The following is a 25,128-nucleotide window of genomic DNA, read 5'->3' on the forward strand; positions in this document are numbered from 1 at the left end:
ACGGTCCCCACTCCACGGGCCGACCGTCCCGCGCAACACCCCCTGTCGAGGGTGCGCAGCCCCGGGGTGCCCCCTAGGGGTGCGTACGCGTGCTGCGGGCCGGTGGGTGGGTTGTGCCCACCCTCCCCCAGCTACCGCTGGGAGGTGCCCCCTCGCCATGCGGAACGCCTGCCCACAACAGTGGGAGCGGGCCGGAAGCTGGCCGCGACCGGGAGGGGACGTGGTGGGGTGTCCCCGCAAGTGGTGGCGACGAGTATGTGCAGGCAGCCGAAAAGCCGACCCGCACTTGTCGGCAGGCAGCCGAAAAACCGACCCGCACTTGTCGCCGCCCGAGGAGACACCCCGGCACGGCACCGACCCCCACCACACACCAACCCCACACGGCCACCGGCACAAGCCAAGAACCACGCGGCGCCAGCCGCGTCGCACCGGTCCATACGCCGCGCCGAAGCCACCGGCCCGCACCCGAAAAACGGCCCACCCCGTGCAGCGGCACAAAAATGTTGTGGGCAATCGTCCCGCTGGCGAGGGGGCACCTCCCAGCGGTAGCTGGGGGAGGGTGGGCACAACCCGTGCCACCGGCCCGCAGCACGCGAACGAACCCCCCAAGGGGCACCCACAGCAGGCGCACCCCCACGAGAAACACGCACCCCGTGTGACCTTCACCCCGCACCCCGTGAAGCGGCGCGGACCGGTGAAGGGGGAACCCTGTGTTTCATACCGCAACACGCGAAGGGCGCGTCAGGTGGGGATGTTGTCGAAAGGGGCCGTCAGGCCGCGCAGCAAGGCCGCGAGTTCGGTGCGCTGGTCGGCGGACAGCTCGGCCAGGATCGCCCGTTCCTGCGCGAGGAGCCCCGCGAGGGCGCTGTCGCCCCGGTCGCGGCCCTCGACGGTGAGCCGGACGAGCACGCCGCGCCGGTCGTTGGGGTCGGGCAGCCGCTCGACGAGCCCCTTCTTCGCGAGCCTGTCGATACGGTTGGTCATGGTGCCCGAGGTCACCAGGGTCTGGGTGAGGAGTTGCCCGGGGGAGAGCTGGTACGGCGTTCCGGCGCGCCGCAGCGCGGTGAGGACGTCGAACTCCCAGGGTTCGAGACCGTGCTCGGAGAAGGCGATCCGGCGTGCTCTGTCCAGGTGGCGCGCGAGCCTGCTGACGCGGCTGAGGACCTCCAACGGTTCCACGTCGAGGTCCGGGCGCTCGCGGCGCCATGCTGCAACCAGTCGGTCGACCTCGTCCTCCATGCCGATCAGTGTAGTAGTTGTGTCGATGTGAAGTCTCTTGACATCGAGATACCTCGGCGGAACGCTGTTCCCATGCCCTCTTCGCCCTCTCCCGTCTGGGACCCGCGCCAGTATCTGCGCCACTCCGGCAACCGCGCCCGCCCCCTGCACGACCTCCTCGCCCGCGTCCCCGAGCTGCCACGGAGCGGCCCTCGTATCGCCGATCTCGGCTGCGGCCCCGGCGGCCCCAGCACACCGCTCGCCGCGCGCTGGCCCACCGCGCACCTCACCGGCTACGACAACTCGCCCGCCATGCTGGAGGAGGCCCGCGCCCTCGCCGGGCCGACGGAGGGCGGCGGCAGCATCGACTTCGTCCACGCCGACCTCGCGCACTGGCGGCCAGGGCCGGGCGAGGTCTTCGACCTGATCTTCTCCAACGCGGCGCTCCAGTGGGTCCCCGGGCACACCGCCTCCTTCCCGGCCTGGGTGGACGGGCTCACGCCCGGCGGCGTCCTCGCCTTCCAGGTGCCGGGGAACTCTGCGGCGCCCTCCCACGCGCTGTTCGCCGAGCTGTGCGCCTCCCCGCGCTGGCGCGGGAAGCTGGGCGGCGACGGGCCGCCCCGCGGCACGGTGCTCGATCCCGCCGGGTACCACGAGGCGCTGGCCGCCCTCGGCTGCGAGGTCGACACGTGGGAGACCACGTACCTGCACGTGCTGGAGGGCGAGGACGCCGTCCTGGACTGGGTCAAGGGCACAGCACTGCGCCCTGTCCTCAGCCGTCTCGACGGCGACGAGGAGGCCCGCGACGCGTTCCTCGCCGAGTACGGGGAGGCGCTGCGCGCCGCGTATCCGCCGGGCCCGTACGGCACGCCCTTCCCGTTCCGGCGCGTCTTCGCGGTGGCGAGGAAGCGGTGAGCGGCGCGAGCGGCCCCGGGGGCGCCGTGCTGGAAGCGGTCGATCACGTCCAGCTCGCAGCCCCGCCCGGCAGCGAGGACGCGCTGCGCGCGTACTACGCGGGGGTCCTGGGGATGACTGAACTGCCCAAGCCCCCGGCGCTGGCGGCACGCGGCGGCTGCTGGTTCGCCTCCGGCGACCCTACGGGCGCTCCGCCCGGCGTCGTGCTGCACCTGGGCATCGAGGAGGACTTCCGCCCCGCGCGCAAGGCCCACCCCGGCATCCGGGTCCGGGGCCTCGACGCGCTGGCGACCGCCCTGCGCGCGGCCGGAGCCCCCGTGACCTGGGACGAAGCGCTCCCCGGCCATCGCCGCCTCTACTCCGCCGACCCGGTCGGCAACCGCCTGGAGTTCCTGGAGCCGGCGCCCGGCTCCTCCTGAAGGGGTGCGCGGGATCCGGTCAGCCGCCCGCCCCTGCTCTCCGCGACCCGCAGCGCGTCGCCCAGTGCCTCACAGAGCCGGGCGCACAGGAAGCGGATCTCGTACGGCCCGGCACTGCGGTCGCCGAGCATCCCGCGCGCGTAGCCCAGCAGTTGGCTCCCCATGGCGAGCTGCGCCGTCTCCATCTCGTCGGCGAGCCGCGATACGTGTCCGGTGCCGTTCGGGTCCGCCGCCAGATAGCAGGGCTGCCCGTCGGGCCCGGACCAGGGCAGCAGCCGCAGCGGCCCATGTGAGTGAGCGGGCGTCTCCATCACGCCACCCCCGCCGACGTCCCGGCGTACGGGCCGTGGAGGAGCCACGGCCCGCTGTCCGCGCCGCCCGGCGCCAGCGCGGTACGGCGCTCCTCCCGTTCGTACGCGACGAGGTACGGGCGGACGAGTGGTGACCGGTCGCCGTCGACAGATGCGTCATCCATCCATCGGGTCGTGCGTCGCGGGGCGTTCAGGGGGATGCGCGCTGTGCTGGAGAGATGAGGGGCCGGTCGGGGCACGTTCCCCGTCCTTGATGACACGGGACTGGGGCGCCGGGCGTGGCGACCGGCAGTGGGGAGCGGCGGGCGCAACGGCGGCTCTCCGAGGGCGATGGCGTTAAGGATCCGCATGACAAGGTTCGGCACGCTGGGTTCACCTGTCTCTCTGTGCGTATGAGGTGACGCCACGTGTGAGCGGCACAGGAAACGTGTCATGGGAATCCCATAGAAGGAATCCTTTGTCTGGAACTTCACTTGTGTGGGTGACGGTTGGTACGAGTGCGAGAAGGGGCTGTGCGATGCCGTTTAGCCTCCGGTGGTGATGGGCTCGGCCTGTGTACCCAGGCTTGAGAAGGCAGGAGGGGATGAGGCGTGACGGCCACTCGGACAGGACCGGCTGGGCGAATGCAGATCGCGAGAGGGCTGGTTGCCCTGCGCGAGCGATGCGGGCTCACACAGGTCCAGGTCGCGGCCAAAGCCGGAGTCAGCGGCACGACAGTGAGCCGCTATGAGATGTGGCAGGACCGCGCGCGCATTCGCTGGGCAACTGTGAAAGCGCTCGCCGACGCCTGCGAGGCGACCGAGGCGGAGCGCGAGGCGCTCGTACGGATCGCCAGGCAGCAGCCCGAGGGATGGTGGCTGGGCAACAGCGCCGTGCCGGAATGGATGGACCCGCTGGTGTCCTTCGAGCAGGCGGCGGGATACGAGCATGTCTACGCGAACACGGTGGTACCCGGCCTGCTTCAGACCCGCGCTTACGCGACAGCGATCCACCAGGCTTCCGAGCTACGGATCTCCCACGACCGAGTGGAGGCCATGGTGGAGGCGCGCATGCAGCGGCAGGAGGTTCTTCACCGGGAGGAGCAGGCGCTGCACCTGTGGGTGGTCCTGGACGAGGCCGCGCTGCGGCGCACCGTGGGGGACGGAGAGGTGATGCGTGAGCAGTTGAGCCATCTGCACGGGATGGCGCAGCGCCCCAACATCGACGTTCAGGTGCTGCCCTTCTCGGCAGGGGCGCACGCCGCTGGATCGGGGCATTTCGTCATCCTCGGACGGGACGACGAGAGGGATCCGCTCAACTCCATGGCCGTGGTCTACATCGAGATGCGCAACCGAGGGCTGTACTTGGATCTGGCGGATGATGTGAGTGGCTACAAGCTGACCTTCGACTACCTTCGGTCCCAGGCATCCGATACCTCGGTGTCCCTTCAGACGGTGGCCGAGGTGCGACAGGAGTTGACCCCGTGATGGACCGTACGACCCCCGACAGCACGACGGAAGAGCCGCGCTGGATCAAGAGCAGCTACAGCGGGCCCGGCGGGAACGAGTGCGTGGAGATATCCGGCGCGGGCACCGGCGTCGGGATCCGCGACTCGAAGGCCCCGCAGGGCCCTGTGCTGCGCTTTTCCCCAGAGGCTTTCGCGTCGTTCGTGAGTGGCCTCAAGGAGCGGCGAGGGGTCTGACGGCCCCGGCCGGACGGCGCCGCCCCGCGAGGCGCCGCCCCGCGCCCGCTACGACCGCCGGTGACCGATCAGCCTCGGCTTGGGCTCCAGGCCGTCCAGCCCATGCCAGGCGAGGTTGACCAGGTGCGCGGCGACCTCCGCCTTCTTCGGCTTGCGGACGTTCAGCCACCACTGCCCCGTCAGCGCGACCATCCCGACCAGCGCCTGCGCGTACAGAGGCGACAGCTTCGGGTCGAAGCCGCGCGACTTGAACTCCTTGCCGAGGATGTCCTCGACCTGCGTCGCGATATCGCTGATCAGCGAAGCGAACGTGCCCGTCGACTGGGCGACGGGCGAGTCGCGGACCAGGATGCGGAAGCCGTCCGTGTACAGGTCGATGTAGTCGAGGAGGGCGAACGCGGCCTGTTCCAGCAGCTCACGCGGGTGGCCCCCGGTCAGCGCGCCCGTGACCATGTCGAGCAGTTGCCGCATCTCGCGGTCCACGACGACCGCGTACAGCCCCTCCTTGCCGCCGAAGTGCTCGTAGACGACGGGCTTGGAGACCCCGGCCTTCGCCGCGATCTCCTCCACCGACGTGCCTTCGAAGCCGCGCTCGGCGAAGAGGGTCCGGCCGATGTCCAGCAGTTGCTCACGGCGCTCCTTGCCCGTCATGCGGCGTCGCGTGCGCTTCTTGGGGCTGCTGCTGTCGTCGGTCGGCACGTCTTCCATCATGCCGCTTCGGCCGCCTGCTCCTTACGGCGGGAGTCGATACGTTCGCGGCGCGGCCAGCGCACGTCGTAGGCCCAGCCCAGCTGCTCGAACCAGCGGATGAGGCGCGCGCTGGAGTCGATCTGGCCCTTCTCCACGCCGTGGCGGGCGCTCGTGGGGTCGGCGTGGTGCAGGTTGTGCCAGGACTCGCCGCAGGAGAGGACGGCCAGCCACCACACGTTGCCCGACCTGTCGCGGGACTTGAAGGGCCGCTTGCCGACCGCGTGGCAGATGGAGTTGATCGACCACGTCACGTGGTGCAGCAGCGCGACCCGCACCAGCGAGCCCCAGAAGAACGCCGTCGCCGCACCCTGCCACGACATGGTGACCAGGCCGCCGACCAGCGCGGGCAGCAGCAGCGACACGATCGTCCACAGCACGAACTGGCGCGAGATCGCGCGGATCGCCGGGTCCCTGATCAGGTCCGGCGCGTACTTGTGCTGCGGCGTCTGCTCCTCGTCGAACATCCACGCCATGTGCGCCCACCACAGGCCCTTGAGCAGGGCAGGGACGGTCTCGCCGTAGCGCCAGGGGGAGTGCGGGTCGCCCTCGGCGTCGGAGAACTTGTGGTGCTTGCGGTGGTCGGCGACCCACCGGACCAGGGGGCCCTCGACGGCCAGCGAACCCATGATCGCCAGCGCGATGCGCAGCGGGCGCTTCGCCTTGAAGGAGCCGTGCGTGAAGTAGCGGTGGAAGCCGATCGTGATGCCGTGGCAGCCGATGAAGTACATCGCCGTCAGCAGCCCGAGATCCAGCCAGCTCACCCCCCAGCCCCAGGCGAACGGCACGGCCGCCGCCAGGGCGACGAACGGGACGACGATGAACGCCAGCAGCGAGACCTGCTCCACCGAACGGCGCTTCTCACCGCCCAGCGTCGCGGACGGTACGGCGCTGTTCCCGTCGCGCGTACCACCCGCTTTCTCGTCGTGGGGGGCGCTCTCAAGGAGGTCCGGGCTAGTGGTCATACATGTCCCTCGTCATACGGGGCGGGGGCTACGGAACCGTAACCTACGGCCTCGTAAGTATGGCAGCCCTCACACGGGTATCAAGGGCCGAGCGGGGGATACGACACTCGTGCCCACCCATCGGAACTCGTGCCCACCACTCGGACGGCGTCCCCACAGCGGGCGCCCCGACCTATCCTGGGGTGCGTGCGTCGGACAGCGCGGTCCGCGATCCGCCAGAAGCAAGAGCTGCAAGGAGCCGCACCTGTGAGCAGTGCCGACACCCACCAGCACCAGCCGGGAGCAGGACCCGAGGACGAGCAGGCCGCGGAGAACGCGACCGCCCTCCGGGCCGACATCCGCCGCCTCGGCGACCTCCTCGGCGAGACGCTGGTACGCCAGGAAGGACCCGAACTCCTCGACCTGGTCGAGCGTGTACGCGCGTTGACGCGCAGCGACGGAGAGGCCGCAGCGGCCCTGCTCGGCAAGACCGACCTGGAGACCGCCACCAAGCTGGTGCGCGCCTTCTCCACCTACTTCCACCTCGCCAACGTCACCGAGCAGGTACACCGCGGACGCGAGCTGCGCGCCCGCCGTGCCACCGAGGGCGGCAACCTCACCCGCACGGCCGACATGCTCAAGGACGCCGACCCCCAGCACCTGCGCGAGACCGTCCGCAACCTCGGCGTCCGCCCCGTCTTCACCGCGCACCCCACCGAGGCCGCGCGCCGCTCCGTCCTCACCAAGCTCCGCAAGATCGCCGAGCTGCTGGAGCGCACCGACGTCAGCGAACGCCGCCGCACCGACCTGCGGCTCGCCGAGAACATCGACCTGGTCTGGCAGACGGACGAGCTGCGCGTCGCGCGCCCCGAACCCGCCGACGAGGCCCGCAACGCCATCTACTACCTCGACGAGCTGCACAGCGGCGCCGTCGGCGACGTCCTGGAAGACCTCGCAGCCGAGCTGGAACGCGCAGGCACCCCCCTGCCCCCCGGCAGCCGCCCCCTCACCTTCGGCACCTGGATCGGCGGCGACCGCGACGGCAACCCCAACGTCACCCCCGCCGTGACCTGGGACGTCCTCCTCCTCCAGCACGAGCACGGCATCACAGAGGCCCTCAACCACATCGACGAGCTGCGCGGCGCGCTCTCCAACTCGATCAGGAACAGCGGCGCCTCCCAGGAACTCCTCGACTCCCTGGAACACGACCTGGAACGCCTCCCCGAGATCAGCCCCCGCTACAAGCGGCTCAACGCCGAGGAGCCCTACCGGCTCAAGGCCACCTGCATCCGGCAGAAGCTCCTCAACACCCGCGAACGCCTCGCGGGCGACATCCCCCACGCCCCGGGACGCGACTACCTCGGCACCGGCGAACTCATCGAGGACCTCACCCTCCTCCAGGACTCCCTGCGCGCCCACCGCGGCGAGCTGGTCGCCGACGGCCGCCTGGAGCGGGTCCTGCGCACCCTGGCCGCCTTCGGCCTCCAGCTCGCCACCATGGACGTACGCGAGCACGCCGACGCCCACCACCACGCACTCGGCCAGCTCTTCGACCGCCTCGGTGAGGAGTCCTGGCGGTACGTGGACATGCCCCGCGACTACCGGCAGCGGCTCCTCGCCAAGGAACTCCGCTCCCGCCGCCCCCTCTCACCCGCGCACGCACCCCTCGACGAGGCGGGCGCCAAGACCCTCGGCGTCTTCGGCACCATCCGCAAGGCACTGGACACCTTCGGGCCCGAGGTCATCGAGTCCTACATCATCTCCATGTGCGCGGGCGCCGACGACGTCTTCGCCGCCGCCGTCCTCGCCCGCGAGGCCGGACTCATCGACCTCCACGCGGGCTGGGCCCGCATCGGCATCGTGCCGCTCCTGGAGACCACCGACGAGCTGAAGATCGCCGACGAACTCCTCGACGCGATGCTCTCCGACCCCTCCTACCGCAAGCTGGTCTCCCTGCGCGGCGACCTCCAGGAGGTCATGCTCGGCTACTCCGACTCCTCCAAGTTCGGCGGCATCACCACCAGCCAGTGGGAGATCCACCGCGCCCAGCGCCGCCTGCGCGACGTCGCACACCGGCACGGCGTACGGCTGCGGCTCTTCCACGGCCGCGGCGGCACCGTCGGCCGCGGCGGCGGCCCCACCCACGACGCGATCCTCGCCCAGCCCTGGGGCACCCTCGAAGGCGAGATCAAGGTCACCGAACAGGGCGAGGTCATCTCCGACAAGTACCTCGTGCCCTCCCTCGCCAGGGAGAACCTGGAACTGACCGTCTCCGCCACCCTCCAGGCGTCGGCCCTGCACACCGCGCCCCGCCAGTCCGACGAGGCCCTCAACCGCTGGGACGCCGCCATGGACACCGTGTCCGACGCGGCACACGGCGCCTACCGCAGGCTCGTCGAGGACCCCGACCTGCCCGCCTACTTCTTCGCCTCCACCCCCGTCGACCAGCTCGCCGACCTCCACCTCGGCTCCCGCCCCTCGCGCCGCCCCGACACCGGCGCCGGGCTCGACGGGCTGCGGGCCATCCCGTGGGTGTTCGGCTGGACCCAGTCCCGGCAGATCGTCCCCGGCTGGTTCGGCGTCGGCACCGGACTCCGCGCAGCGCGCGAAGCCGGACTCGACGGAGTCCTGGACGAGGCCTACGAGCACTGGCACTTCTTCCAGAACTTCCTCTCCAACGTGGAGATGACCCTCGCCAAGACCGACCTGCGCATCGCACAGCACTACGTCGACACCCTCGTGCCCGACGAGCTCAAGCACGTCTTCGACGCGATCAAGGCCGAGCACGAGCTGACCGTCGCCGAAGTCCTGCGCATCACCGGCGAGCGCGAACTCCTCGACGCCAACCCCGTGCTCCGGCAGACCTTCCAGATCCGGGACGCCTACCTCGACCCGATCTCCTACCTCCAGGTCACCCTGCTGCACCGCCAGCGCGAGGCCGCCAAGCGAGGCGAAGAGCCCGACCAGATGCTCGGACGGGCCCTGCTGCTCACCGTCAACGGCGTCGCCGCAGGGCTGCGCAACACCGGCTGAGCCCAGCACACCTCGCCCGGTGACAGGGGCGGGGGCGGGGGCGGGCTCGCAGATTCTCAGGATCCAAGTCCTCAGAACGTGAGCAGCGCCCACGCCCCCGCCGTCGTCGCCGCACCCAACACACCCAGCGCCAGCGCCGTACGCCGCATCCGCAGCCCCCCGGCCACCACCAGCGAGGCCAGCAGCAGCGCACCGCCGAACGGCACCCAGGCGTAGAGAATCCCCGCGGGACCCGTCCGTACGACCTCGTCCGTGCCGGGCCGCACCGCCACATCCAGCGTCTCCCCGGTCTTCCCGGAGACGGTCTTGGCCACCGTGACCCGCTCCCGCACATCCCGATGGCTGTCGGCCGGCGTGAACGTGCCCGTGCACACATCCTCACCACACCGCTCGACACGGACAGTGCCCCGCTCGCTCCCCGTCATCGCGGGCCGCGCCGTGCCCCACGACGTCCACACCCCCGCGCACAGCAGCAACAGCGCGATCAGCACCATCAGAGCCGACTTCGCCAGCAGCAGCACGCCGTACGCGTTCTCCCCCGCCCGGCGGGTACGGCTGCGCTTGACTCCACCGCTCTTTGACATGGCCGCGATCCTTGGTGAAGAAACCGTGGACGGTCAACCTCCGGATCCGGCTTGAGCCGTATTAGGAGTTATACGTCCCCTGGGCCCGCTCCAGACCGTCCACGATCAGTGACTCCACGGCATCGGCCGCCCGGTCCGTGAAGTAGTCCAGCTCCTTGCGCTCCGTCGATGAGAAATCCTTCAGCACATAGTCGGCCACCTGCATCCGGCCCGGCGGACGCCCCACACCGAACCGCACCCGGAAGTAGTCACGCCCCAGCGACTTCGTGATCGACTTCAGGCCGTTGTGCCCGTTGTCGCCCCCGCCCTTCTTCAGCCGCAGCACCCCGTAGTCGATGTCCAGCTCGTCATGGATCACCACCAGCCGCTCCACGGGCAGCTTGTAGAAGTCCCGCAGCGCCGTCGCCGGACCCCCCGACACATTCATGAACGACATCGGCTTCGCCACCACCACCCGGTGACTCGACACCCCCGGCGTGCCCAGGCGCCCCTCCACCACCTGCGCCCGCGACTTGTGCGACTTGAACTTCCCGCCCATCCGCGCCGCCAGCAGATCGGCCACCATGAACCCGACGTTGTGCCGGTTACCGGCGTAGTCAGGGCCCGGATTGCCCAGGCCCAGCACGAGCCAGGGCCCGGCTCCCGCCTCACTCGCACTCGCATTGGTCGTCATCGAAGGTCCTCAGGTCCTCAGGCGCTCGACTACGGGGTCCACACACACGCATACACGCATCACGTCACACATACACGACTGCCGCCGCGCGTCAGCGGCGCGCGGCGGCAGTCGGTCACAGAACAAACGCGGAGCGAAAGGTCACTCGGCCGAAGCGGCCGACTCGCCCTCGTCCTCGTCGGCGTCGGCGGAGGGCTCCTCGGCCTGCGCCGCCAGCACCTGGATCACGATGTCGTCGTCCTCCACGGCCAGCGTGGTGCCCTTCGGCAGCTTCACGTCCTTGGCGTGGATCGCGTCACCCGCGTCCAGACCCTCCACGGAGATCGTCACCGACTCCGGGATGTGCGTGGCCTCGGCCTCGACCGGCAGCGCGTTCAGCACGTGCTCCAGCAGGTTCTGGCCCGGCGCCAGCTCACCCTCGATGTGGATCGGGATGTCCACGTTGACCTTCTCACCCTTCTTCACGGTGAGCAGGTCGATGTGGACCAGGAACTGACGGATGGCCTCACGCTGGACAGCCTTCGGGATGACCAGCTCCTTCTTGCCCTCGACGTCCAGGTGGATCAGGACGTTCGGGGTCTTGAGGGCCATCATCATGTCGTAGCTCGGCAGCTCGACGTGGACCGGCTCGGCACCGTGGCCGTAGATGACCGCGGGCACCTTCTCCTCGCGGCGCAGACGGCGGGCAGCGCCCTTGCCGAACTCGTTGCGGATCTTGGCGGAGATGTTGACATCAGCCATGGCTGCACTCCTCGTAGTCGTATCGGACAGAACTGCTGTGTCACTCGGTCCGTCCACGACAGACCAACGGCTACGAAGAGCGCGCGTCGATAACGGATGAGCCGCCGCCGTACACAGCGCCAAACACCAGCGCGTACGACACAGCCTCCCTCGCCGAGCGACCCTGGGAGTCTACGCGGCGGGGGAGGCTGCGCGGAAATCGATCTCGCTTACGGGCCTGCTCGGCCCGCCTACGCCTGCTCGTCGAAGAGGCTGGTCACCGAGCCGTCCTCGAAGACCTCCTGCACCGCACGCGCGATCGTCGGCGCCATCGACAGCACCGTGATCTTGTCCAGCTCCAGCTCGCCCGGCGTCGGCAGCGTGTTCGTGAACACGAACTCGCTCACCTTCGAATTCTTCAGCCGGTCAGCGGCCGGACCCGACAGCACACCGTGCGTCGCCGTCACGATGACATCCTCCGCACCGTTCGCGAACAGCGCGTCGGCAGCTGCACAGATCGTGCCACCCGTGTCGATCATGTCATCGACCAGCACACAGATCCGGTCCTTCACATCACCGACGACCTCGTGCACCGTCACCTGGTTCGCCACATCCGGATCACGCCGCTTGTGCACGATCGCCAGCGGCGCACCCAGCCGGTCCGCCCAACGGTCCGCGACCCGCACCCGGCCCGCGTCCGGAGACACCACCGTCAGCTTGTCCCGGTCCACCTTCGCGCCCACATAGTCCGCGAGGATCGGCAGCGCGAACAGATGATCCACAGGACCGTCGAAGAAACCCTGGATCTGATCCGTGTGCAGATCCACCGTGAGAATGCGGTCCGCACCCGCCGTCTTGAACATGTCCGCCATCAGCCGTGCCGAAATCGGCTCACGGCCCCGGTGCTTCTTGTCCTGACGCGCGTAACCGTAGAACGGCACGATCACCGTGATGCTCCGCGCGGAAGCCCGCTTCAACGTGTCGATCATGATGAGCTGCTCCATGATCCACTTGTTGATGGGAGCCGTGTGGCTCTGCATCAGGAAGCAGTCGGCACCACGAGCGGACTCCTGGAAGCGGACATAGATCTCGCCGTTCGCGAAGTCGAAGACCTTGGTCGGGACCACCCCGATCCCAAGCTGGTTCGCGACCTCCTCCGCCAGCTCTGGGTGGGCGCGGCCGGAGAAGAGCATCAGCTTCTTCTCGCCGGTCGTCTTGATCCCGGTCACTGCACTGTCTCCTTGCGTTCCGCTGCGCGTGCGTGCTTCTTCACCGTACGCCCCGCTCCAGGGGGTCGCTTACCCGGTCCGACGCCGGCACAGTCCGCTCAGCTCCCCTCACCCTGACGCTCCTCCCGGACTCCGGAACCCTCCTCGGACACGTCACCGGCAGCCTGCGCCGCCGCACTCCCCGGGCGCTTACGGGCCACCCAGCCCGCGATGTTGCGCTGCTGACCACGCGCCACGGCCAGCGAACCCGCCGGGACATCCTTCGTGATGACCGACCCGGCAGCCGTGTAAGCACCGTCCCCCACCGTGACAGGCGCCACAAACATATTGTCCGCACCCGTACGGCAGTGAGAACCGATCGTCGAACGGTGCTTGTTCATCCCGTCGTAGTTCACGAACACCGTCGCCGCACCGATATTGCTGTGCTCACCGATCGTGGCATCCCCCACATACGAGAGATGCGGCACCTTCGTGCCCTCACCGACATCCGAATTCTTGATCTCGACGTAGCTCCCGGCCTTCGCCTTCGTCCCCAGCCGCGTCCCAGGACGCAGATACGTGTACGGACCCACCGACGCACCCGCACCGATCTCCGCACCGTTCGCCACCGTGTTGCTCACCGTCGCGCCCGCGCCCACCACCGTGTCCCGCAACCGCGAATTCGGGCCCACCTCACAGCCACCGCCCAGCCGCGTACCACCCAGCAACTGCGTACCCGGCAGAATCACCGCGTCCGGCTCGTACCCCACCGACACATCCAGCCACGTCGTCGCCGGATCCACCACCGTCACACCCGCCAGCATGGCCTCTTCGAGCAGCCGGTCGTTCAGCACCCGGCGCGCCTCGGCCAACTGCACACGGTTGTTGATCCCCGCGATCTCACTGTGATCCCCGGCGACCGCCGCACCCACCCGGTGCCCCGCCTCCCGCAGGATCCCGAGCACATCCGTCAGATACTCCTCGCCCTGGCTGTTGTCCGTACGGACCTTGCCCAGCGCCTCCGTCAGCAGCCGCGCGTCGAACGCGAAGACACCGGAGTTGATCTCACGGATGGCACGCTGCGCCTCCGTCGCGTCCTTGTGCTCGACGATCGCCGTCACCGCGCCGCTGTCCGGGTCGCGCACGATGCGCCCGTAACCGGACGAGTCCGGCACCTCGGCCGTCAGCACGGTCACGGCGTTGCTGTCGGCCGCGTGCGTGTCCGCGAGCGACTGGAGCGTCGCGCCGGTGAGGAGCGGGGTGTCCCCGCAGGTCACGATGACGGTCCCGTCGAGCGAGACGCCGTCACCCGACAGCTCTTCGAGGCCCATGCGCACGGCGTGCCCCGTGCCGTTCTGCTCGTGCTGCACGGCCGTACGGGCACCCTCGTCGATCGCGGCGAGATGCGCGGTGACCTGCTCACGGGCGTGCCCGACGACCACGACGAGGTGCTGGGGATCCAGGGTGCGGGAGGCGGCGACGACATGGCCGACGAGTGAACGGCCGCAGATGTCGTGCAGGACCTTGGGCGTCGCCGACTTCATACGGGTGCCCTCACCCGCTGCGAGAACGACGACGGCTGCCGGGCGATTGGCGCTCACGGGTGTGCCCTTCGGCTTCTGGGGTTTCGGGGGATGACACCCGCAGGATACCGGGGGGTTTGTGTGGGGATACGAGGACGGGCCCCGACGGAGAGGTCGGGGCGCCACGAAGAGGTGAGTCTGTGCTCCCCCGCAAGGATTCGAACCTTGACCTGCCAAGACCAAAACTTGGTGTGCTGCCTGATTACACCACGGGGGACCGGCGCGTCAGACCTTACCTGAGCCGCGTCGGAGAGCCAGCAGTGATGCCGTTCCACCAGCCTTCGATGCGGCGGTATAGATCGGCGCCTTGCGCCACGCGCACCACCAGGCAGCCCCGGTAGTCCGCTCCCGTGTTCTTTCGCGTGGTCTTCGGATTGTGCCGCTTCAGGGTCGTCTTGCGGAACGTGCTGACGTCCGCTTCGGCCAGATCCGCCCAGTAGCGTTCCGCCGCCGTCACATCCGCGGATTCGTGGATCATGACGCGGAAATACAGCCGCTCACGGGTGACGCCGAGCAGGGAGAGCCAGGCGAGGAAGACACGGATCATCCCCGGATCGCTGTTGACGAAGGTGACGTCCTCCGTGAGCCGGTACGGCTTGCTCTTGGAGCCCTCGGCCCAGTAGAGCCCTACGCCGACGAGGAACAGCTCGCGGTCGGTGAGGGCGCCGATCTCCAAGGCCGCCGCCTCCATGGCCGCTTGCCGCGTCCGCTCGCGCCGCACCCTGTAGGACGCCCAGCGGGCCTCGCGGGCCTGCCGCATCCGCTCGGCCGATGCTGACGGCTGCGGCAGATCCCGCACCCATAACGACACCGAACTCTTCGCGACCCCCAGCTCCGCGACGATCTCCGCGTACGTCGCGCCCTCGCGCCGCAGTTCGCGGGCGCGCTGCCGCAGGGCGGGCTTCGCGCGGGGGTGGGGGTGGGCCACGGGGCGGGCCGGGGTCGGGGCGGGTTCGTTTCGGTGCTGTTCAGGGGTGTTTTTCATGGCGCCAGCCTCGTCGAACATGTGTCCCCGCGCGAGAAAAACAAGAACGATTCAACAGTTCGGGTGGAAACCCAAGGGAATCCTGGCGAACGGCTTCCGCTGCTCTTAGCGGGGCGGAATGGGCCGTTCCTTGGCTCTCCGGGGAAAGCGGTGGACGGCGGTCGTACGCTGGGCGGTATGACCGAGACGGGGGACAGCCGGGCCGCTCGCGGGCCATGGTGGTGGAGCCGGAGGAGAGCGGCGGTACTGGATATCGTCCTGGCCGCGATATCCGCTGTCGAATGCGGTGTGCAAGGCGCGCGTTTCGCTGGTGAGGCGGGGATACCGGCCTGGGCCGGGGTGCTGCTGGGAGTGGCGGCCGGGGGGTCGCTGGTGGCGCGCAGGCGCTGGCCCGTGGCGGTCGTGCTCGTGGCGATCGCGGTGACACCGGCCGAGATGGGTTTTCTCCTGGGCTGTGTGGGGCTCTATTCGCTCGCGGCCTCGGACGTGCCGCGGCGGATCATCGCTCTGCTGACGGCGATGCAGGCCGTCGGGGGTTTGATCATCATTCTGGTCCGGGTGCATCAGAGCATCGGACAGGAGCCGGATTTCAATCCGCCGACGTGGTTCATTCCGGCGATTTCCGTGCTGGTCGCGCTCGGGCTGACGGCTCCGCCTCTGCTGCTGGGGCTTTATGTCGGGGCGCGGCGGCGGCTGGTGGAGTCGTTGCGGGAAAGGGCCGACGGTCTGGAGCGGGAACTCGCGCTGCTGGCGGACCGTGCGGAGGAGCGGGCCGAGTGGGCGCGTAACGAGGAGCGCACGCGGATCGCGCGGGAGATGCACGACGTGGTGGCGCACCGGGTGAGTCTGATGGTGGTGCATGCGGCGGCGCTCCAGGCGATCGCGGTGAAGGATCCGGAGAAGGCGTCGAGGAACGCGGGGCTCGTGGGTGACATGGGGCGTCAGGCGTTGACGGAGCTGCGGACGATGCTGGGGGTGCTGCGTTCGGAGGTGGCGGAGGCGAGGCCGCCGGGGTCCGGGCCGGGGCAGGTGGGGGTGCGGGCACGGTCTTCCTCGGCGTCTCCGGTTCAGCCGTCCGCGCGGGTGCCGGCCACGTTCTCGTCCCAGGAGCGGGCCACCGCCGGCCGGGGTGCCGGTTCCGCTGACGGTTCCGGGAGCGGGAGCGCCCACGGGGACGGGGACGGCAACGGGGACGGGAGTGCTCCGGTGCGGCTGGCCGAGTTCGCCGCCGTCGTGGCCGGGGCGGCGGTGGGCCGGGGCGCGGTCCGCGGCGATGGGCACGGCGACCTGGGCGGCGGCGACGGCGGCGCCGACGAGGGGGGCGGCGGGCCGTCGCTGGGGGAGCTGGATGTGCTGGTCGGCCAGTCGCGGGAGGCCGGGATGGCGGTGGAGCTGTCGGTCGAGGGCGCGCCCCGCGACTATGCGCCGCAGGTGGAGCAGACGGCGTTCCGTGTGGTCCAGGAGGCGCTGACGAACGTCCACAAGCATGCGGCGGGTGCCCGTGCCCGGGTGCGGCTGGCGCACCGGGAGGCCGAGGTGGCGGTGCAGGTGGAGAACGAGCCGCCTGCCGAGGGCGACGGTTCGGCCGACGCCGGGCTGCCGAGCGGGGGCAACGGCCTGGTCGGCATGCGGGAGCGGGTGACAGCGCTGGGGGGCGGTTTCGTGTCGGGGCCGACGGACGCGGGCGGTTTCCGTGTCTCGGCCGTCATCCCTGACGGCGGTCGCTCCTGACGGCGGTCATCTCTGACGGCGGCTGTCCCTGACGGCGGTCACTCCTGCCAGCGGGGCCGTCCCCGCCAGCGGCTGTCCCCGCCAGCGGTCATTCCTGGCGGTCGGCGGCCCGTGGGGTGAGGCGCTGTGGGTGTGTGCCGGTCATGAGGGCGGCGAGCGCGGTGTCGAAGTCGTCGCCGAGATACCAGTCGCCGGTGTGGTCGAGGCCGTAGACGCGTCCGGTGGTGTCGATGGTGAGCAGCGTGTGGCTGTCGCCTTCGGTGCCCAGGGGGCAGATCTCGGTGTCGAGGGCGCGGCCGAGGTCGGAGAGCGTGCGGGCGGCGTAGAGGCCGGGCATGGGGTCGATGCGCACGGAGCTGGGGGCGATGTGGCGTCCGGGGCCCGTGGGGGCGATGTGGAGGTTGCCGAATTCGGCCCAGACCTCGACGGCCGCGGGGAAGACGGCGTGCGTGTGCCCTCCGGCGGAGGTGTGGCCGCGCAGTGTGTCGGCCCACTGCTCGGCCTGGCGTATGTCCCAGCGCCCTGGCTGCCAGCCCGCGGCGCGCAGCGCGTCGTCGACGGCGACGGAGAAGCGGGTGGCGGAGGTGCGCTCGTGCGGCACGCTCAACGGGGCTCCTCCTGGGCGGGATCGACCGCGCGGACGCCGAAGTGGCCGAGGAGCGCGGTGCAGGTGCGACAGGGTGCGGCGTAGCTGCCGTGCAGCGGGTCGCCGTCCTCGCGGATGTGGCGGGCGGTGAGTTTGGCGTGCTTCAGCGCGCGCTTGGCCTCGGTGTGGGTGAGCGGTTTGGGCTTGGCGTTCTTGCGGTGGGCGCGTTTGCCCGCGCGGGCGTTCTCCGTCGCGGTGAGGAAGCGGGAGAGCAGAACCGTTTCGGGGCAGCGGCCCGTGTGGCGTTCGCGGTGTTCGGTGGTGAGCGTGTCCAGGTAGTCCTGGACGAGGGCGTGCAGGGCTGGGGGCTGGTCGCCTTTGCTGCCGGTGCAGGTGAGGGTGTCGCCGCGTACGGAGAGGGCGGCGGCGATGGCGGGGAGGATGCCGTCGCGGCGGTGGTGCGGTACGGGTGCGCCGTGTTGGCCGTTCCCGGTGGTGGCCGTCCAGCCGAGGCGTGGGTCGGGGGAGGCGCGGCGGTCCGCCGCGTCGTGTTCCCATCGCGCGGTGGCCTGTGCGGCGTCCTGCGTGGTGTCGCGTGCGGTGCCCTGTGTGGTGCCCTGTGCGGCGGGGCCGCTCTGCGGTGCCGTTTCGGGCGGGGGTGGTGCGGTGTGCATGGGGTGCTTCCTCCCGGTGCGGCCCCTTCTGCCGTGTCCGTCGTGTCCGTGGTGTCGTCTTCTGTCACGCGACGGACAGCGCCAAGTATGCAGTGTGCCGCGTGACTCGATCATGCCGATGGGCATGTCATGGACTTGTGACGGTTCTTCGGGTGGCGTGAAACAGATGTGGTGGGGTACGTCCGGGACGGCGAGCATCTGGCCGTCGGCCACCTCTCCGGTGTCCCTTCGAGGCAGGAGTTCCGTGATGCGCAGCACCTCTTCTCTTCGCCCTGGTGGCCTCCGCCGCGCCGTGGTGGCCCTGGCGGTCGTGCCCGTGCTGGCGCTGTCGTCGGCCGCGTGCGGCGGCGGTGGCGGCGACGAGGGCGGCGGGGGCGACGGCGGGGGGCGGCAGCTCACCGGCGGCGGAGACGGCGGCGGAGACGGAAATGGCGGAAACGGCGGGGGTGCGAAGAGCGGCGGCAAGGGCGGGGAGGACGGCGGGGACGGGGGCGGGGACGGCGGCGTACGGGCCCTGGACGCGGCGGGGCTGAGAGCGGCGCTGCTGAAGTCGGGGGACGTGAAGGGGTATCACGCGGAGCCGAACGCCAAGGACGCGCTCCCGCCCGAGAACACGATGGAGCCGGACCGTCCCGCCTGCACCCCGATCACCGACGCGGTGGACTCGAAGCCGACGTACGCGCGTGAGGCGTACGCGAGCGGCACGGTGATGAAGGGCGATCTCGGCTCGGGCGGCGCTGTGCAGCAGATCCTGCTGTCCTCGTACGGTCCTGGTGACGCCGCGAAGTGGCTGCGGGAGCTGCGGAAGGCGGTGAAGGAGTGCCGCGGCTTCAAGGGTGCCGTGGGCACGGGCCAGGAGGCGTCGCTGAGGATCGAGCCCGGCGGGGAGGTGGGGGTGGGCGACGACGCGGTGCAGTTCACGATGAAGGACGCGAAGGGCAACGACTCGCCCACGGTGTTCACGGTCGTGCGTGCCGGGGCGAACACGGCCACGTTCATGTCGGTGGGCCTCGCGGGCGAGCCGGTGCCGGTGGCCAGGGCCGTGGTGGACAAGCAGCACGAGAAGCTGGTGGCCGCGGCACGGAGTTGAGGCGCCCCCGTAGGCCAGGACGGCCGGTGCGCGTCGGATGCGGACCCGGACCCGGACCCGGATGCGGTACGGGGGCTCCGCCGGGTGACGGTGCGGCTGTGAAGGGCGCGGGGCCGGTCACCGGGGGCCGTTGCCGGGTCCGGTGACCGGCCGTTGCCCTAGCGCATAGGCTGTCTCGTGTCAGCCAGACGCAGCAGGGGGCTTCCGCCATGACGACAGGTCGGCTCGGGCAGCACGCCGCACCGCCGAACCGGGCCTACGCCGGGCAGGTCGTGAACTTCCCGGACCCGGTCCGGGCCTCCCGCCACCCCCAGGGGGTGCGGGTGGACGAGAACGGCTTCCCGGACTTCTCGCCGTACGCGCGGGCCGCCGCCGACATCGCCGAGCCCCCCGAGGGGTTCGGCGGCGACGAGCTGAGACTGACGGACTTTGTGTCCGCGAACGCCGCGCTGCACGCGTCGGGCCACGAGCTGTGGAGCGAGCTGTCCCCGGTGGCCACCCCGCACGGCTGGACCTGGCACCACGTGCCGTGGAGCCGCCGCATGGTGCTGGTGCCCGTCGAGGTGAAGGCGCTGCTGCGCCATCACGGCGGGCTGGCGACGGCAGCCGTGGACCACGCCAAGGGCGGCACGCGCCCGCTCCAGGAGACCAGGCCGGCGCACTTCGAGGTGCCGCGCGGCGGGGTCGCGGTGACGGAGCCGCAGATCGTGGACGTCGAGGAGAAGCTGGGCTACAGACTGCCCGGCCCCTACCGCGCGTTCCTGAAGGCGGCGGGCGGCTGCGCCCCGCGCGGGGTGGCGCTGGACGCGGAGCTGGGCCTGCTGGTGGACCAGCCGTTCTTCACGGTGCGCGAGGACGCGGCCGTCAACGACCTCGTCTACATCAACAAGTGCCTGCGCGACCACTTCACCAAGGACTTCCTGGGCGTCGGCTTCGTCCAGGGCGGGCTGATCGCGGTGAAGGTGCGGGGCGAGGCGATCGGCTCCGTGTGGTTCTGCGCGTACGACGACGTGCGCGACCGTGACGGCATCGGCGTGCAGGAGCGGGTGGCCGAGCTGCTGCGGCCCTGCGGCGCCGACTTCGATGACTTCCTGCTGCGGCTCGCGGGCAATCCGCCCGAGCTGGAGACCGTGGCGAACCTGATGGTGGACGGCGGCTTCGCGCGCGCCGTCCAGGTTTGAGGGGTGGGCGCCAGATGGTGACCTTCGCACAGGCACAGGAGCGCGCGGAGCGCTGGGTGAACGAGGACGTTCCCGGATACCAGCACCGCGAGGTCCGGGTGCGGGAGTTCGACCACGGCTTTGTCGCGTGGGCGGAGGACCGTGAGGACGGGCCGACGTCGGACGGCGGGCGCACCCGGCTGGTGATCGCGCGGGACAGCGGCGACGTGACGCTGTGGCCCGGTCTTTCGGTGGGCGAGGTGATCCGGCGCTACGAGGAGGAGTACGGGGCTCCGCCCGCGCCGCCCGAGCCCGGGGGCGTGTTCGCGCAGCGGGTGGACCTCGAAGCGACCTCGTTCCTGCTGACGCCCCCGGAGTGGCTCCAGGAGGCGGCGGACCAGCGGGGCATCCCGAACCGCCGCTCGGGCGCCGACCAGGGCGCGAGCGCGAGTGCGGGTTCCGGTTCCGCTTCCGGTTCCGGTTCGGGGGAGAGCGCGGGTGCGGGTTCCGCTTCGGTCCCGTCGGCTGCCGCGAGCCCGTGGGACGCGGCGGACACGAGCAGTTCGGGCAACGGCATCGCGCAGCAGCCTCCCGCGACGGTGTTCGCGCCGCCCATAACCGGCAGCGATGACGACGACACCCCGCCGCCCCCGCCCAGCTCACGGTCCGAGGCGAAGACGGAGCTGATCCCCGAGGGCAGCGTGCTGCCTCCCCGTACGACCGTGGCTCCCGCGCTGGACGAGCCGGACGAATCCGGTACGCAGACCCCTCCGGGCGGCCAGGGCCAGGGCGACGGCGGCGGCCAGGGCGGTCCCGGTGGTGTGCACCATGCGGCGACGATGCTGGCGAACCCGTCGCAGGGCGGTCCCGGTGGCATCGGTGCGCCGCCCCCGCCGCCGGGTCCGCCCGGCGCGGGTGCTGGTGCCGGGGACATCGCCGACGCCGACACCAGTCGTGCCCCGCGCGGCTCCGTGCCCTCGCCGCCGCGCCCCTCGCGGGGCGGCGGCCCCTCCGTACCCCCGCCGCCCGGCGCGCCCGGCACCCCCGGTGCCCGCCCCGGTGCGGGCGCGGGCCCCGGCGCGCCCGGTTCGCCGGGCGCCGGATATGTGCCGACGCAGATGGTCTCGGCCGACGACCTGGCCGCGCAGATCAGCGAGAGCGGCCAGGTGCCCGCAGTCGACGGCCCGCAGGGCCAGGGCCAGGGCGACGGCGGCGGCCAGGGCGGCCCCGGTGGTGTGCATCACGCGGCGACGATGCTGGCGAACCCCTCGCAGGGCGGCCCCGGCGGCATCGGCGCACCGCCCCCGCCCCCGTCGGCCCCTCCGGGCGGCCAGGGCGACGGCGGCGGCCAGGGTGGTTCCGGCGGTGTGCATCACGCGGCGACGATGCTGGCGAACCCGTCGCAGGGCGGCCCCGGCGGCCCCGGTGCTATCGGGTCGCCGCCCCCGCCCCCCGGCCCGCCCGGCGCCCCGCCGACCGCACCCCCGCCCCCGCCCTCCCCGCCGAACACCCCGCCCCCCGCGTACGGCTTCCCGCAGGGCCCGCCGCCCGGCACCCCGGGCCCCGTGCCGCCGGGCCCCGTGCCGCCGGGCCCCGGCGGCCCCCCGCCCGCCTACGGCTATCCGCAGCAGCCGCCGACAGGGCAGCCGACCGTCGGCCCCGGCTACATGGCCGTGCTGCGCTACCGCGCGCCCGACGGCTCCGAGCAGCAGCTCATCCGCCGCTCGGCGCCCGGCACCCCGCACCCCGAGTGGCAGATCCTGCACGAGCTGCGTGCCATGAACGTGCCGCCGCAGCAGGTGCTGGAGCTGCACACGGAGCTGGAGTCCTGCGATCTGCCGGGCGGCTACTGCGCCCGCATGATCCGCGAGACCTGGCCGCAGGTGCGGATCAGCAACACGGCCCCGTACGGGCTCGACCACGCCTCCCGTCAGCAGGGCATGCGGCATCTGCTGGAGCACCAGGGCGAGCTGCACCAGGTCGCCGACGGCCCGGCGCGGCCCGCGCCGAACCGGGTGCCGATGCCGCCGCCGCAGCACATCCAGCCCGCGCCGCCCATTCCGCCGGACGGCATCGGCATGGAGCTCCAGCAGGCGTTCGGCCCGCAGGGCGTCTTCCGCTTCGAGCAGCGCGCGGTCTCCCGGCAGGGCGTGCCCGACATCGTCGGGCAGACCCTGGTGTGGGCGGGCCTGCCCGTCGACTTCGGCCCGTTCTTCTGGGGCCAGGCCCAGCCGGGCCGTCCCGTGCCGACGCTGGCCGAGCTGGCGCAGGAGCGGGGCGTCCAGCCGGGCGCCGACGCGGGCTCGTACCTCGTGATGGGCAACGACTTCGGCCGTCAGCTCTGTGTGCAGTACGGGACGGCGCACATCGTCGCCGTGCCGCTGGAGGGCGCTCCGGGCGGCCAGCCCGCGCCCGCGCAGTTCGTGAACACGGGGCTGCCGGAGTTCGTGCGCTGCATGGCGCTGCTGGGGCGGATGTGGCGGCTGCGGTACGGGCTGACGCAGGAGCAGGCGGGCCGCTGGACCGTCGACTTCCAGATGCAGTTGGCCGCGCTGGACCCGGCGGCGCTGTCGTCGCCGGAGAACTGGTGGTCGGTGCTGCTGGAGCAGATGTGGGACGGCCTCTTCTGACCCGCCGCTGAGCGGTACGGGCATCCGCAGCAGCCCGTACCGCCCCCGCCGAACGGCTCAGCCGGCGCGCGTCCGTGTGCCGCGCGTGCGAGCTTCGGGGGATGAGCGAGTCGGCCGGGGGCCCGCTGCCGCCGCAGAGCAGCAGCACGCTCTACCGCGCCGCGCCCCGCTGGCACCGGCGCGGGCATGCCCCCGAACCGGGGCGCCAGCGCGGCGGGCCCCGCCGGGCGCTGCGGCGGGCCTGCCTGGTCGTCCTCGTGCTGGCCGTGCTCCTCGCGGCAGTGGTCGGGGCCACCTGGATCTGGGCCGGTACGCAGTTGCGCGAGACCGCCGCCTTCGCGGGCGACGACGTGCGTTCCGAGGCGGGCGAGGGCACGAACTGGCTGGTCATCGGCACCGACACCCGCTCGGACCTCAGCGCGGACGAGCGCGAGGAACTGCACGTGGGCGGCGCCGGCGAGCGGAACACGGACACGATGATGCTGCTCCACTACGGCGACGCTGGCCCGTATCTGGTGAGCATCCCGCGCGACTCGTACGTCACCGTGCCGGGACACGGCAAGGCCAAGATCAACTCCGCGTACGCGCTCGGCGGCCCGAAGCTGCTCACCCGCACCGTCGAGGCGGCGACGGGGCTGCGCCTCGACCACTACGCCGAGGTGGACTTCCACGGCTTTGTCGGTGTCGTGGACGCGCTCGACGGGGTGGAGATCTGCCTCGACGCGCCGCTGAAGGACGAGAAGGCCGGTGCCGATCTCCGCGCCGGGTGCCAGACGCTGGACGGCAGGCAGGCCCTCGCCTTCGTCCGCGCCCGCTACAGCGACCCCGAGGGCGACCTCGGCCGGGTGAGACGGCAACGGCAGCTTCTGAGCGCGCTCGTCCACGAGGCGACGGGCCCGGCGACCCTGCTGAACCCGTTCCGCCTCCACGGCTTCCTCGACGCGACGCTCGAAGCCCTCACCGTCGACAACGGAACCGGCGTGCCGTCACTCACACGGATGGCCTGGGAGATCAGAGGGCTGACGGGCGGGGACGGGGGTACAGCGACCGTTCCGGTGACGAATGCCGGGCTCAGCGTGCCGGGGGCCGGTGATGTGGTGGTGTGGGACAGGTCACGGGCGGGAGAGCTTTTTGATCAGTTGCGACGGGATGTGCCGATTACGGCAACAGAGGTCAAGTAGCGCATCCTTGAAGGCGGGCTCGGGCGGAGTGTCGCGGTATGGCCGCTTCGCTCGAATCATGTGAGATGTGTGCCGCGCGTTGTTGCTGAGGTTAGGGGCTCGAAATGAGTGCGTCGTCACCGCACGGCTTCGTCGTCGTACGGGGCCGCGGCTACCGTCCCGAACAGGTCGACGGCAAGGTCGCGGACCTGCACGGGGAGCGCGACGCGGCGTGGGAGCGCGCCGCGAAGCTGACGGTCCTCGCCAAGGAGCTGACGGAGGAGTCGGAACGGCTGCGGGGCGCGGTCGCCGCGCTGCCGCCGCAGACCTACGAGTCGCTCGGGGAGCGGGCCCAGGAGCTGCTGGCCCTCGCCGAGGCGGAGGCCGCCGAGGTCAGGGCCGCGGGTGAGGCCGAGGCCCAGGCGGTGGGGGAGCACGCCGATCTCGACGCGCGCGAGCTGCGCGGGGCGGCGCGCGAGCACGCGTCGCGGGTGCGGGCCGACGCGGAGAACACGGCCGTCCGCACCGTCGACGCCGCGCAGCACAGGGCCGACGAGCTGCGCGCCTCCGCCCGCGCGGAGGCGGACGAGGTGCGGCGCGAGGCGGCGGAGACGCTGCGTGAGATGTCGCGCCGCTGCGCCGGGCTCCTCGCCGACCAGGAGAAGGAGCAGGCCGCCGAGTCCGACGCGGTCGAGCGCGAGCTGGCCGAGCGGGAGAGCGCCGCCGAGGCGCGGATCGCGGACATGGCGGAGCGCGGCGAGCGGCTGTTCGCCGAGGCGAAGCGGGCGCACGCGGAGGCGGAAGAGGCCGCGCGGCACCGGGTCGAGGACGCGCAGGCGCAGGGCGAGGAGCTGATCACGGAGGCGCGGCTGCGGGAGGAGGGCATCGAGCGGGAGACGGAGCGGGTGCTGAGGGAGCACGAGGAGAAGGGGGAGGAGTTGCGGCAGCACATGGCACACGTCCGCAGCAGCCTCGCGACGCTCACGGGCCGCACCCCTGACGAGCCCGCCTCCCTCGCGCCGGGCTCCTCGGCCTGAGCGGGCTGCCGTCCGGCGTCACGGCGTCGTGGTGACACG

General features: G+C 71.4%; 24 protein-coding genes and 1 tRNA gene. 11 read left to right on the top strand and 14 right to left on the bottom strand.

Features of this window, described 5'->3' with window-relative positions; translation table 11 throughout:
- Positions 1-741: 741 nt before the first annotated feature.
- Complete coding sequence (locus ACYVOO_RS35750; protein WP_461019893.1) at positions 742-1,239, bottom strand: MarR family winged helix-turn-helix transcriptional regulator; 498 nt, start codon at positions 1,237-1,239, stop codon at positions 742-744.
- A 72-nt stretch (positions 1,240-1,311) separates the two neighbouring features.
- Between ACYVOO_RS35750 and ACYVOO_RS35755 the strand changes: the two genes are divergently transcribed.
- Together ACYVOO_RS35755 and ACYVOO_RS35760 are read left to right on the top strand one after the other, a co-directional pair.
- On the top strand, positions 1,312-2,133 hold the full coding sequence (locus ACYVOO_RS35755) for a trans-aconitate 2-methyltransferase (RefSeq protein ID WP_461019894.1): 822 nt from the start codon (positions 1,312-1,314) through the stop codon (positions 2,131-2,133).
- 26 nt (positions 2,134-2,159) lie between these two features.
- A complete protein-coding gene (locus tag ACYVOO_RS35760; protein ID WP_461019924.1) occupies positions 2,160-2,552 on the top strand; it encodes a VOC family protein in 393 nt (130 codons plus the stop codon).
- On the opposite strand, the gene ACYVOO_RS35765 is transcribed toward ACYVOO_RS35760, so the two are convergent.
- Together ACYVOO_RS35765 and ACYVOO_RS35770 are read right to left on the bottom strand one after the other, a co-directional pair.
- Positions 2,489-2,863: a hypothetical protein gene (locus tag ACYVOO_RS35765; protein ID WP_461019895.1), complete on the bottom strand. Its 375-nt coding sequence runs from the start codon at positions 2,861-2,863 to the stop codon at positions 2,489-2,491. The two genes, ACYVOO_RS35760 and ACYVOO_RS35765, sit on opposite strands and share 64 nt — an antisense overlap.
- Positions 2,863-3,027: a hypothetical protein gene (locus tag ACYVOO_RS35770; protein WP_461019896.1), complete on the bottom strand. Its 165-nt coding sequence runs from the start codon at positions 3,025-3,027 to the stop codon at positions 2,863-2,865. Before ACYVOO_RS35770 ends, ACYVOO_RS35765 begins: the two co-directional genes overlap by 1 nt.
- 459 nt (positions 3,028-3,486) lie before the next feature.
- Between ACYVOO_RS35770 and ACYVOO_RS35775 the strand changes: the two genes are divergently transcribed.
- Together ACYVOO_RS35775 and ACYVOO_RS35780 are read left to right on the top strand one after the other, a co-directional pair.
- Positions 3,487-4,329, top strand: coding sequence for a helix-turn-helix domain-containing protein (locus ACYVOO_RS35775; protein WP_461019897.1), 843 nt, complete (start codon positions 3,487-3,489; stop codon positions 4,327-4,329).
- Entirely contained in the window at positions 4,329-4,544 is a 216-nt protein-coding gene (locus ACYVOO_RS35780) for a DUF397 domain-containing protein (protein WP_461019898.1), read from the top strand. The genes ACYVOO_RS35775 and ACYVOO_RS35780 overlap by 1 nt, the downstream gene beginning before the upstream one ends.
- A gap of 48 nt (positions 4,545-4,592) precedes the next feature.
- Here the strand turns inward: ACYVOO_RS35780 and ACYVOO_RS35785 are convergent, their stop codons facing one another.
- Positions 4,593-5,255, bottom strand: coding sequence for a TetR/AcrR family transcriptional regulator (locus ACYVOO_RS35785; RefSeq protein ID WP_453346271.1), 663 nt, complete (start codon positions 5,253-5,255; stop codon positions 4,593-4,595).
- Positions 5,252-6,256, bottom strand: a complete 1,005-nt coding sequence (locus tag ACYVOO_RS35790) for an acyl-CoA desaturase (protein WP_461019899.1) — start codon at positions 6,254-6,256, stop codon at positions 5,252-5,254. The genes ACYVOO_RS35785 and ACYVOO_RS35790 overlap by 4 nt, the downstream gene beginning before the upstream one ends.
- A 246-nt stretch (positions 6,257-6,502) precedes the next feature.
- Here ACYVOO_RS35790 and ppc point away from each other — a divergent pair, with 246 nt between their 5' ends.
- Positions 6,503-9,268, top strand: coding sequence for a phosphoenolpyruvate carboxylase (gene ppc / locus ACYVOO_RS35795; protein ID WP_461019900.1), 2,766 nt, complete (start codon positions 6,503-6,505; stop codon positions 9,266-9,268).
- 71 nt (positions 9,269-9,339) lie between these two features.
- Here the strand turns inward: ppc and ACYVOO_RS35800 are convergent, their stop codons facing one another.
- The 7 genes from ACYVOO_RS35800 to ACYVOO_RS35830 form a co-directional block, all read right to left on the bottom strand.
- Complete coding sequence (locus tag ACYVOO_RS35800) at positions 9,340-9,852, bottom strand: hypothetical protein (protein WP_461019901.1); 513 nt, start codon at positions 9,850-9,852, stop codon at positions 9,340-9,342.
- Between the two features lie 61 nt (positions 9,853-9,913).
- Entirely contained in the window at positions 9,914-10,525 is a 612-nt protein-coding gene (gene pth, locus ACYVOO_RS35805) for an aminoacyl-tRNA hydrolase (protein WP_461019902.1), read from the bottom strand.
- A 141-nt stretch (positions 10,526-10,666) separates the two neighbouring features.
- Positions 10,667-11,266 carry a 50S ribosomal protein L25/general stress protein Ctc gene (locus tag ACYVOO_RS35810; protein ID WP_453346276.1) on the bottom strand — a complete coding sequence of 200 codons (600 nt, stop codon included), beginning with the start codon at positions 11,264-11,266 and terminating at the stop codon, positions 10,667-10,669.
- Positions 11,267-11,496: 230 nt separating this feature from the next.
- Positions 11,497-12,474 carry a ribose-phosphate diphosphokinase gene (locus ACYVOO_RS35815; protein ID WP_461019903.1) on the bottom strand — a complete coding sequence of 326 codons (978 nt, stop codon included), beginning with the start codon at positions 12,472-12,474 and terminating at the stop codon, positions 11,497-11,499.
- A 98-nt stretch (positions 12,475-12,572) separates the two neighbouring features.
- Positions 12,573-14,054 (bottom strand): bifunctional UDP-N-acetylglucosamine diphosphorylase/glucosamine-1-phosphate N-acetyltransferase GlmU, encoded by a 1,482-nt coding sequence (glmU, locus tag ACYVOO_RS35820; protein ID WP_461019904.1) that lies wholly within the window; start codon positions 14,052-14,054, stop codon positions 12,573-12,575.
- 125 nt (positions 14,055-14,179) lie between these two features.
- A tRNA-Gln gene (locus ACYVOO_RS35825) sits at positions 14,180-14,253 on the bottom strand.
- A 15-nt stretch (positions 14,254-14,268) separates the two neighbouring features.
- Entirely contained in the window at positions 14,269-15,021 is a 753-nt protein-coding gene (locus ACYVOO_RS35830) for a hypothetical protein (RefSeq protein ID WP_461019905.1), read from the bottom strand.
- A 177-nt stretch (positions 15,022-15,198) separates the two neighbouring features.
- Here ACYVOO_RS35830 and ACYVOO_RS35835 point away from each other — a divergent pair, with 177 nt between their 5' ends.
- Positions 15,199-16,752 carry a sensor histidine kinase gene (locus ACYVOO_RS35835; protein WP_461019906.1) on the top strand — a complete coding sequence of 518 codons (1,554 nt, stop codon included), beginning with the start codon at positions 15,199-15,201 and terminating at the stop codon, positions 16,750-16,752.
- Positions 16,753-16,840: 88 nt separating this feature from the next.
- On the opposite strand, the gene ACYVOO_RS35840 is transcribed toward ACYVOO_RS35835, so the two are convergent.
- Positions 16,841-17,359, bottom strand: a complete 519-nt coding sequence (locus ACYVOO_RS35840) for an SUKH-3 domain-containing protein (RefSeq protein ID WP_461019907.1) — start codon at positions 17,357-17,359, stop codon at positions 16,841-16,843.
- Entirely contained in the window at positions 17,356-18,012 is a 657-nt protein-coding gene (locus tag ACYVOO_RS35845) for a YwqJ-related putative deaminase (RefSeq protein WP_461019908.1), read from the bottom strand. The genes ACYVOO_RS35840 and ACYVOO_RS35845 overlap by 4 nt, the downstream gene beginning before the upstream one ends.
- Before the next feature lie 247 nt (positions 18,013-18,259).
- Between ACYVOO_RS35845 and ACYVOO_RS35850 the strand changes: the two genes are divergently transcribed.
- From ACYVOO_RS35850 to ACYVOO_RS35870, 5 genes are all read left to right on the top strand, one after another.
- A complete protein-coding gene (locus tag ACYVOO_RS35850) occupies positions 18,260-19,102 on the top strand; it encodes a hypothetical protein (RefSeq protein ID WP_461019909.1) in 843 nt (280 codons plus the stop codon).
- A gap of 209 nt (positions 19,103-19,311) precedes the next feature.
- Entirely contained in the window at positions 19,312-20,283 is a 972-nt protein-coding gene (locus tag ACYVOO_RS35855; RefSeq protein ID WP_461019910.1) for an SMI1/KNR4 family protein, read from the top strand.
- A gap of 14 nt (positions 20,284-20,297) precedes the next feature.
- Complete coding sequence (locus ACYVOO_RS35860) at positions 20,298-22,892, top strand: SUKH-4 family immunity protein (RefSeq protein WP_461019911.1); 2,595 nt, start codon at positions 20,298-20,300, stop codon at positions 22,890-22,892.
- 101 nt (positions 22,893-22,993) lie between these two features.
- Complete coding sequence (locus ACYVOO_RS35865; RefSeq protein WP_461019912.1) at positions 22,994-24,073, top strand: LCP family protein; 1,080 nt, start codon at positions 22,994-22,996, stop codon at positions 24,071-24,073.
- A gap of 104 nt (positions 24,074-24,177) precedes the next feature.
- On the top strand, positions 24,178-25,089 hold the full coding sequence (locus ACYVOO_RS35870; protein ID WP_461019913.1) for a cellulose-binding protein: 912 nt from the start codon (positions 24,178-24,180) through the stop codon (positions 25,087-25,089).
- The last annotated feature ends 39 nt before the right edge of the window (positions 25,090-25,128 follow it).

Source organism: Streptomyces daliensis, assembly GCF_054782395.1.

Coding starts and splice junctions, on each gene's coding strand:
- ACYVOO_RS35750 (WP_461019893.1), bottom strand. CDS start 1,239: ATGGAGGACGAGGTCGACCGACTGGTTGCAGCATGGCGCCGCGAGCGC.
- ACYVOO_RS35755 (WP_461019894.1), top strand. CDS start 1,312: ATGCCCTCTTCGCCCTCTCCCGTCTGGGACCCGCGCCAGTATCTGCGC.
- ACYVOO_RS35765 (WP_461019895.1), bottom strand. CDS start 2,863: ATGGAGACGCCCGCTCACTCACATGGGCCGCTGCGGCTGCTGCCCTGG.
- ACYVOO_RS35770 (WP_461019896.1), bottom strand. CDS start 3,027: ATGGATGACGCATCTGTCGACGGCGACCGGTCACCACTCGTCCGCCCG.
- ACYVOO_RS35775 (WP_461019897.1), top strand. CDS start 3,487: ATGCAGATCGCGAGAGGGCTGGTTGCCCTGCGCGAGCGATGCGGGCTC.
- ACYVOO_RS35780 (WP_461019898.1), top strand. CDS start 4,329: ATGGACCGTACGACCCCCGACAGCACGACGGAAGAGCCGCGCTGGATC.
- ACYVOO_RS35785 (WP_453346271.1), bottom strand. CDS start 5,255: ATGATGGAAGACGTGCCGACCGACGACAGCAGCAGCCCCAAGAAGCGC.
- ACYVOO_RS35790 (WP_461019899.1), bottom strand. CDS start 6,256: ATGACCACTAGCCCGGACCTCCTTGAGAGCGCCCCCCACGACGAGAAA.
- ACYVOO_RS35800 (WP_461019901.1), bottom strand. CDS start 9,852: ATGTCAAAGAGCGGTGGAGTCAAGCGCAGCCGTACCCGCCGGGCGGGG.
- pth (WP_461019902.1), bottom strand. CDS start 10,525: ATGACGACCAATGCGAGTGCGAGTGAGGCGGGAGCCGGGCCCTGGCTC.
- ACYVOO_RS35810 (WP_453346276.1), bottom strand. CDS start 11,266: ATGGCTGATGTCAACATCTCCGCCAAGATCCGCAACGAGTTCGGCAAG.
- ACYVOO_RS35830 (WP_461019905.1), bottom strand. CDS start 15,021: ATGAAAAACACCCCTGAACAGCACCGAAACGAACCCGCCCCGACCCCG.
- ACYVOO_RS35835 (WP_461019906.1), top strand. CDS start 15,199: ATGACCGAGACGGGGGACAGCCGGGCCGCTCGCGGGCCATGGTGGTGG.
- ACYVOO_RS35845 (WP_461019908.1), bottom strand. CDS start 18,012: ATGCACACCGCACCACCCCCGCCCGAAACGGCACCGCAGAGCGGCCCC.
- ACYVOO_RS35850 (WP_461019909.1), top strand. CDS start 18,260: ATGCGCAGCACCTCTTCTCTTCGCCCTGGTGGCCTCCGCCGCGCCGTG.
- ACYVOO_RS35855 (WP_461019910.1), top strand. CDS start 19,312: ATGACGACAGGTCGGCTCGGGCAGCACGCCGCACCGCCGAACCGGGCC.
- ACYVOO_RS35860 (WP_461019911.1), top strand. CDS start 20,298: ATGGTGACCTTCGCACAGGCACAGGAGCGCGCGGAGCGCTGGGTGAAC.
- ACYVOO_RS35865 (WP_461019912.1), top strand. CDS start 22,994: ATGAGCGAGTCGGCCGGGGGCCCGCTGCCGCCGCAGAGCAGCAGCACG.
- ACYVOO_RS35870 (WP_461019913.1), top strand. CDS start 24,178: ATGAGTGCGTCGTCACCGCACGGCTTCGTCGTCGTACGGGGCCGCGGC.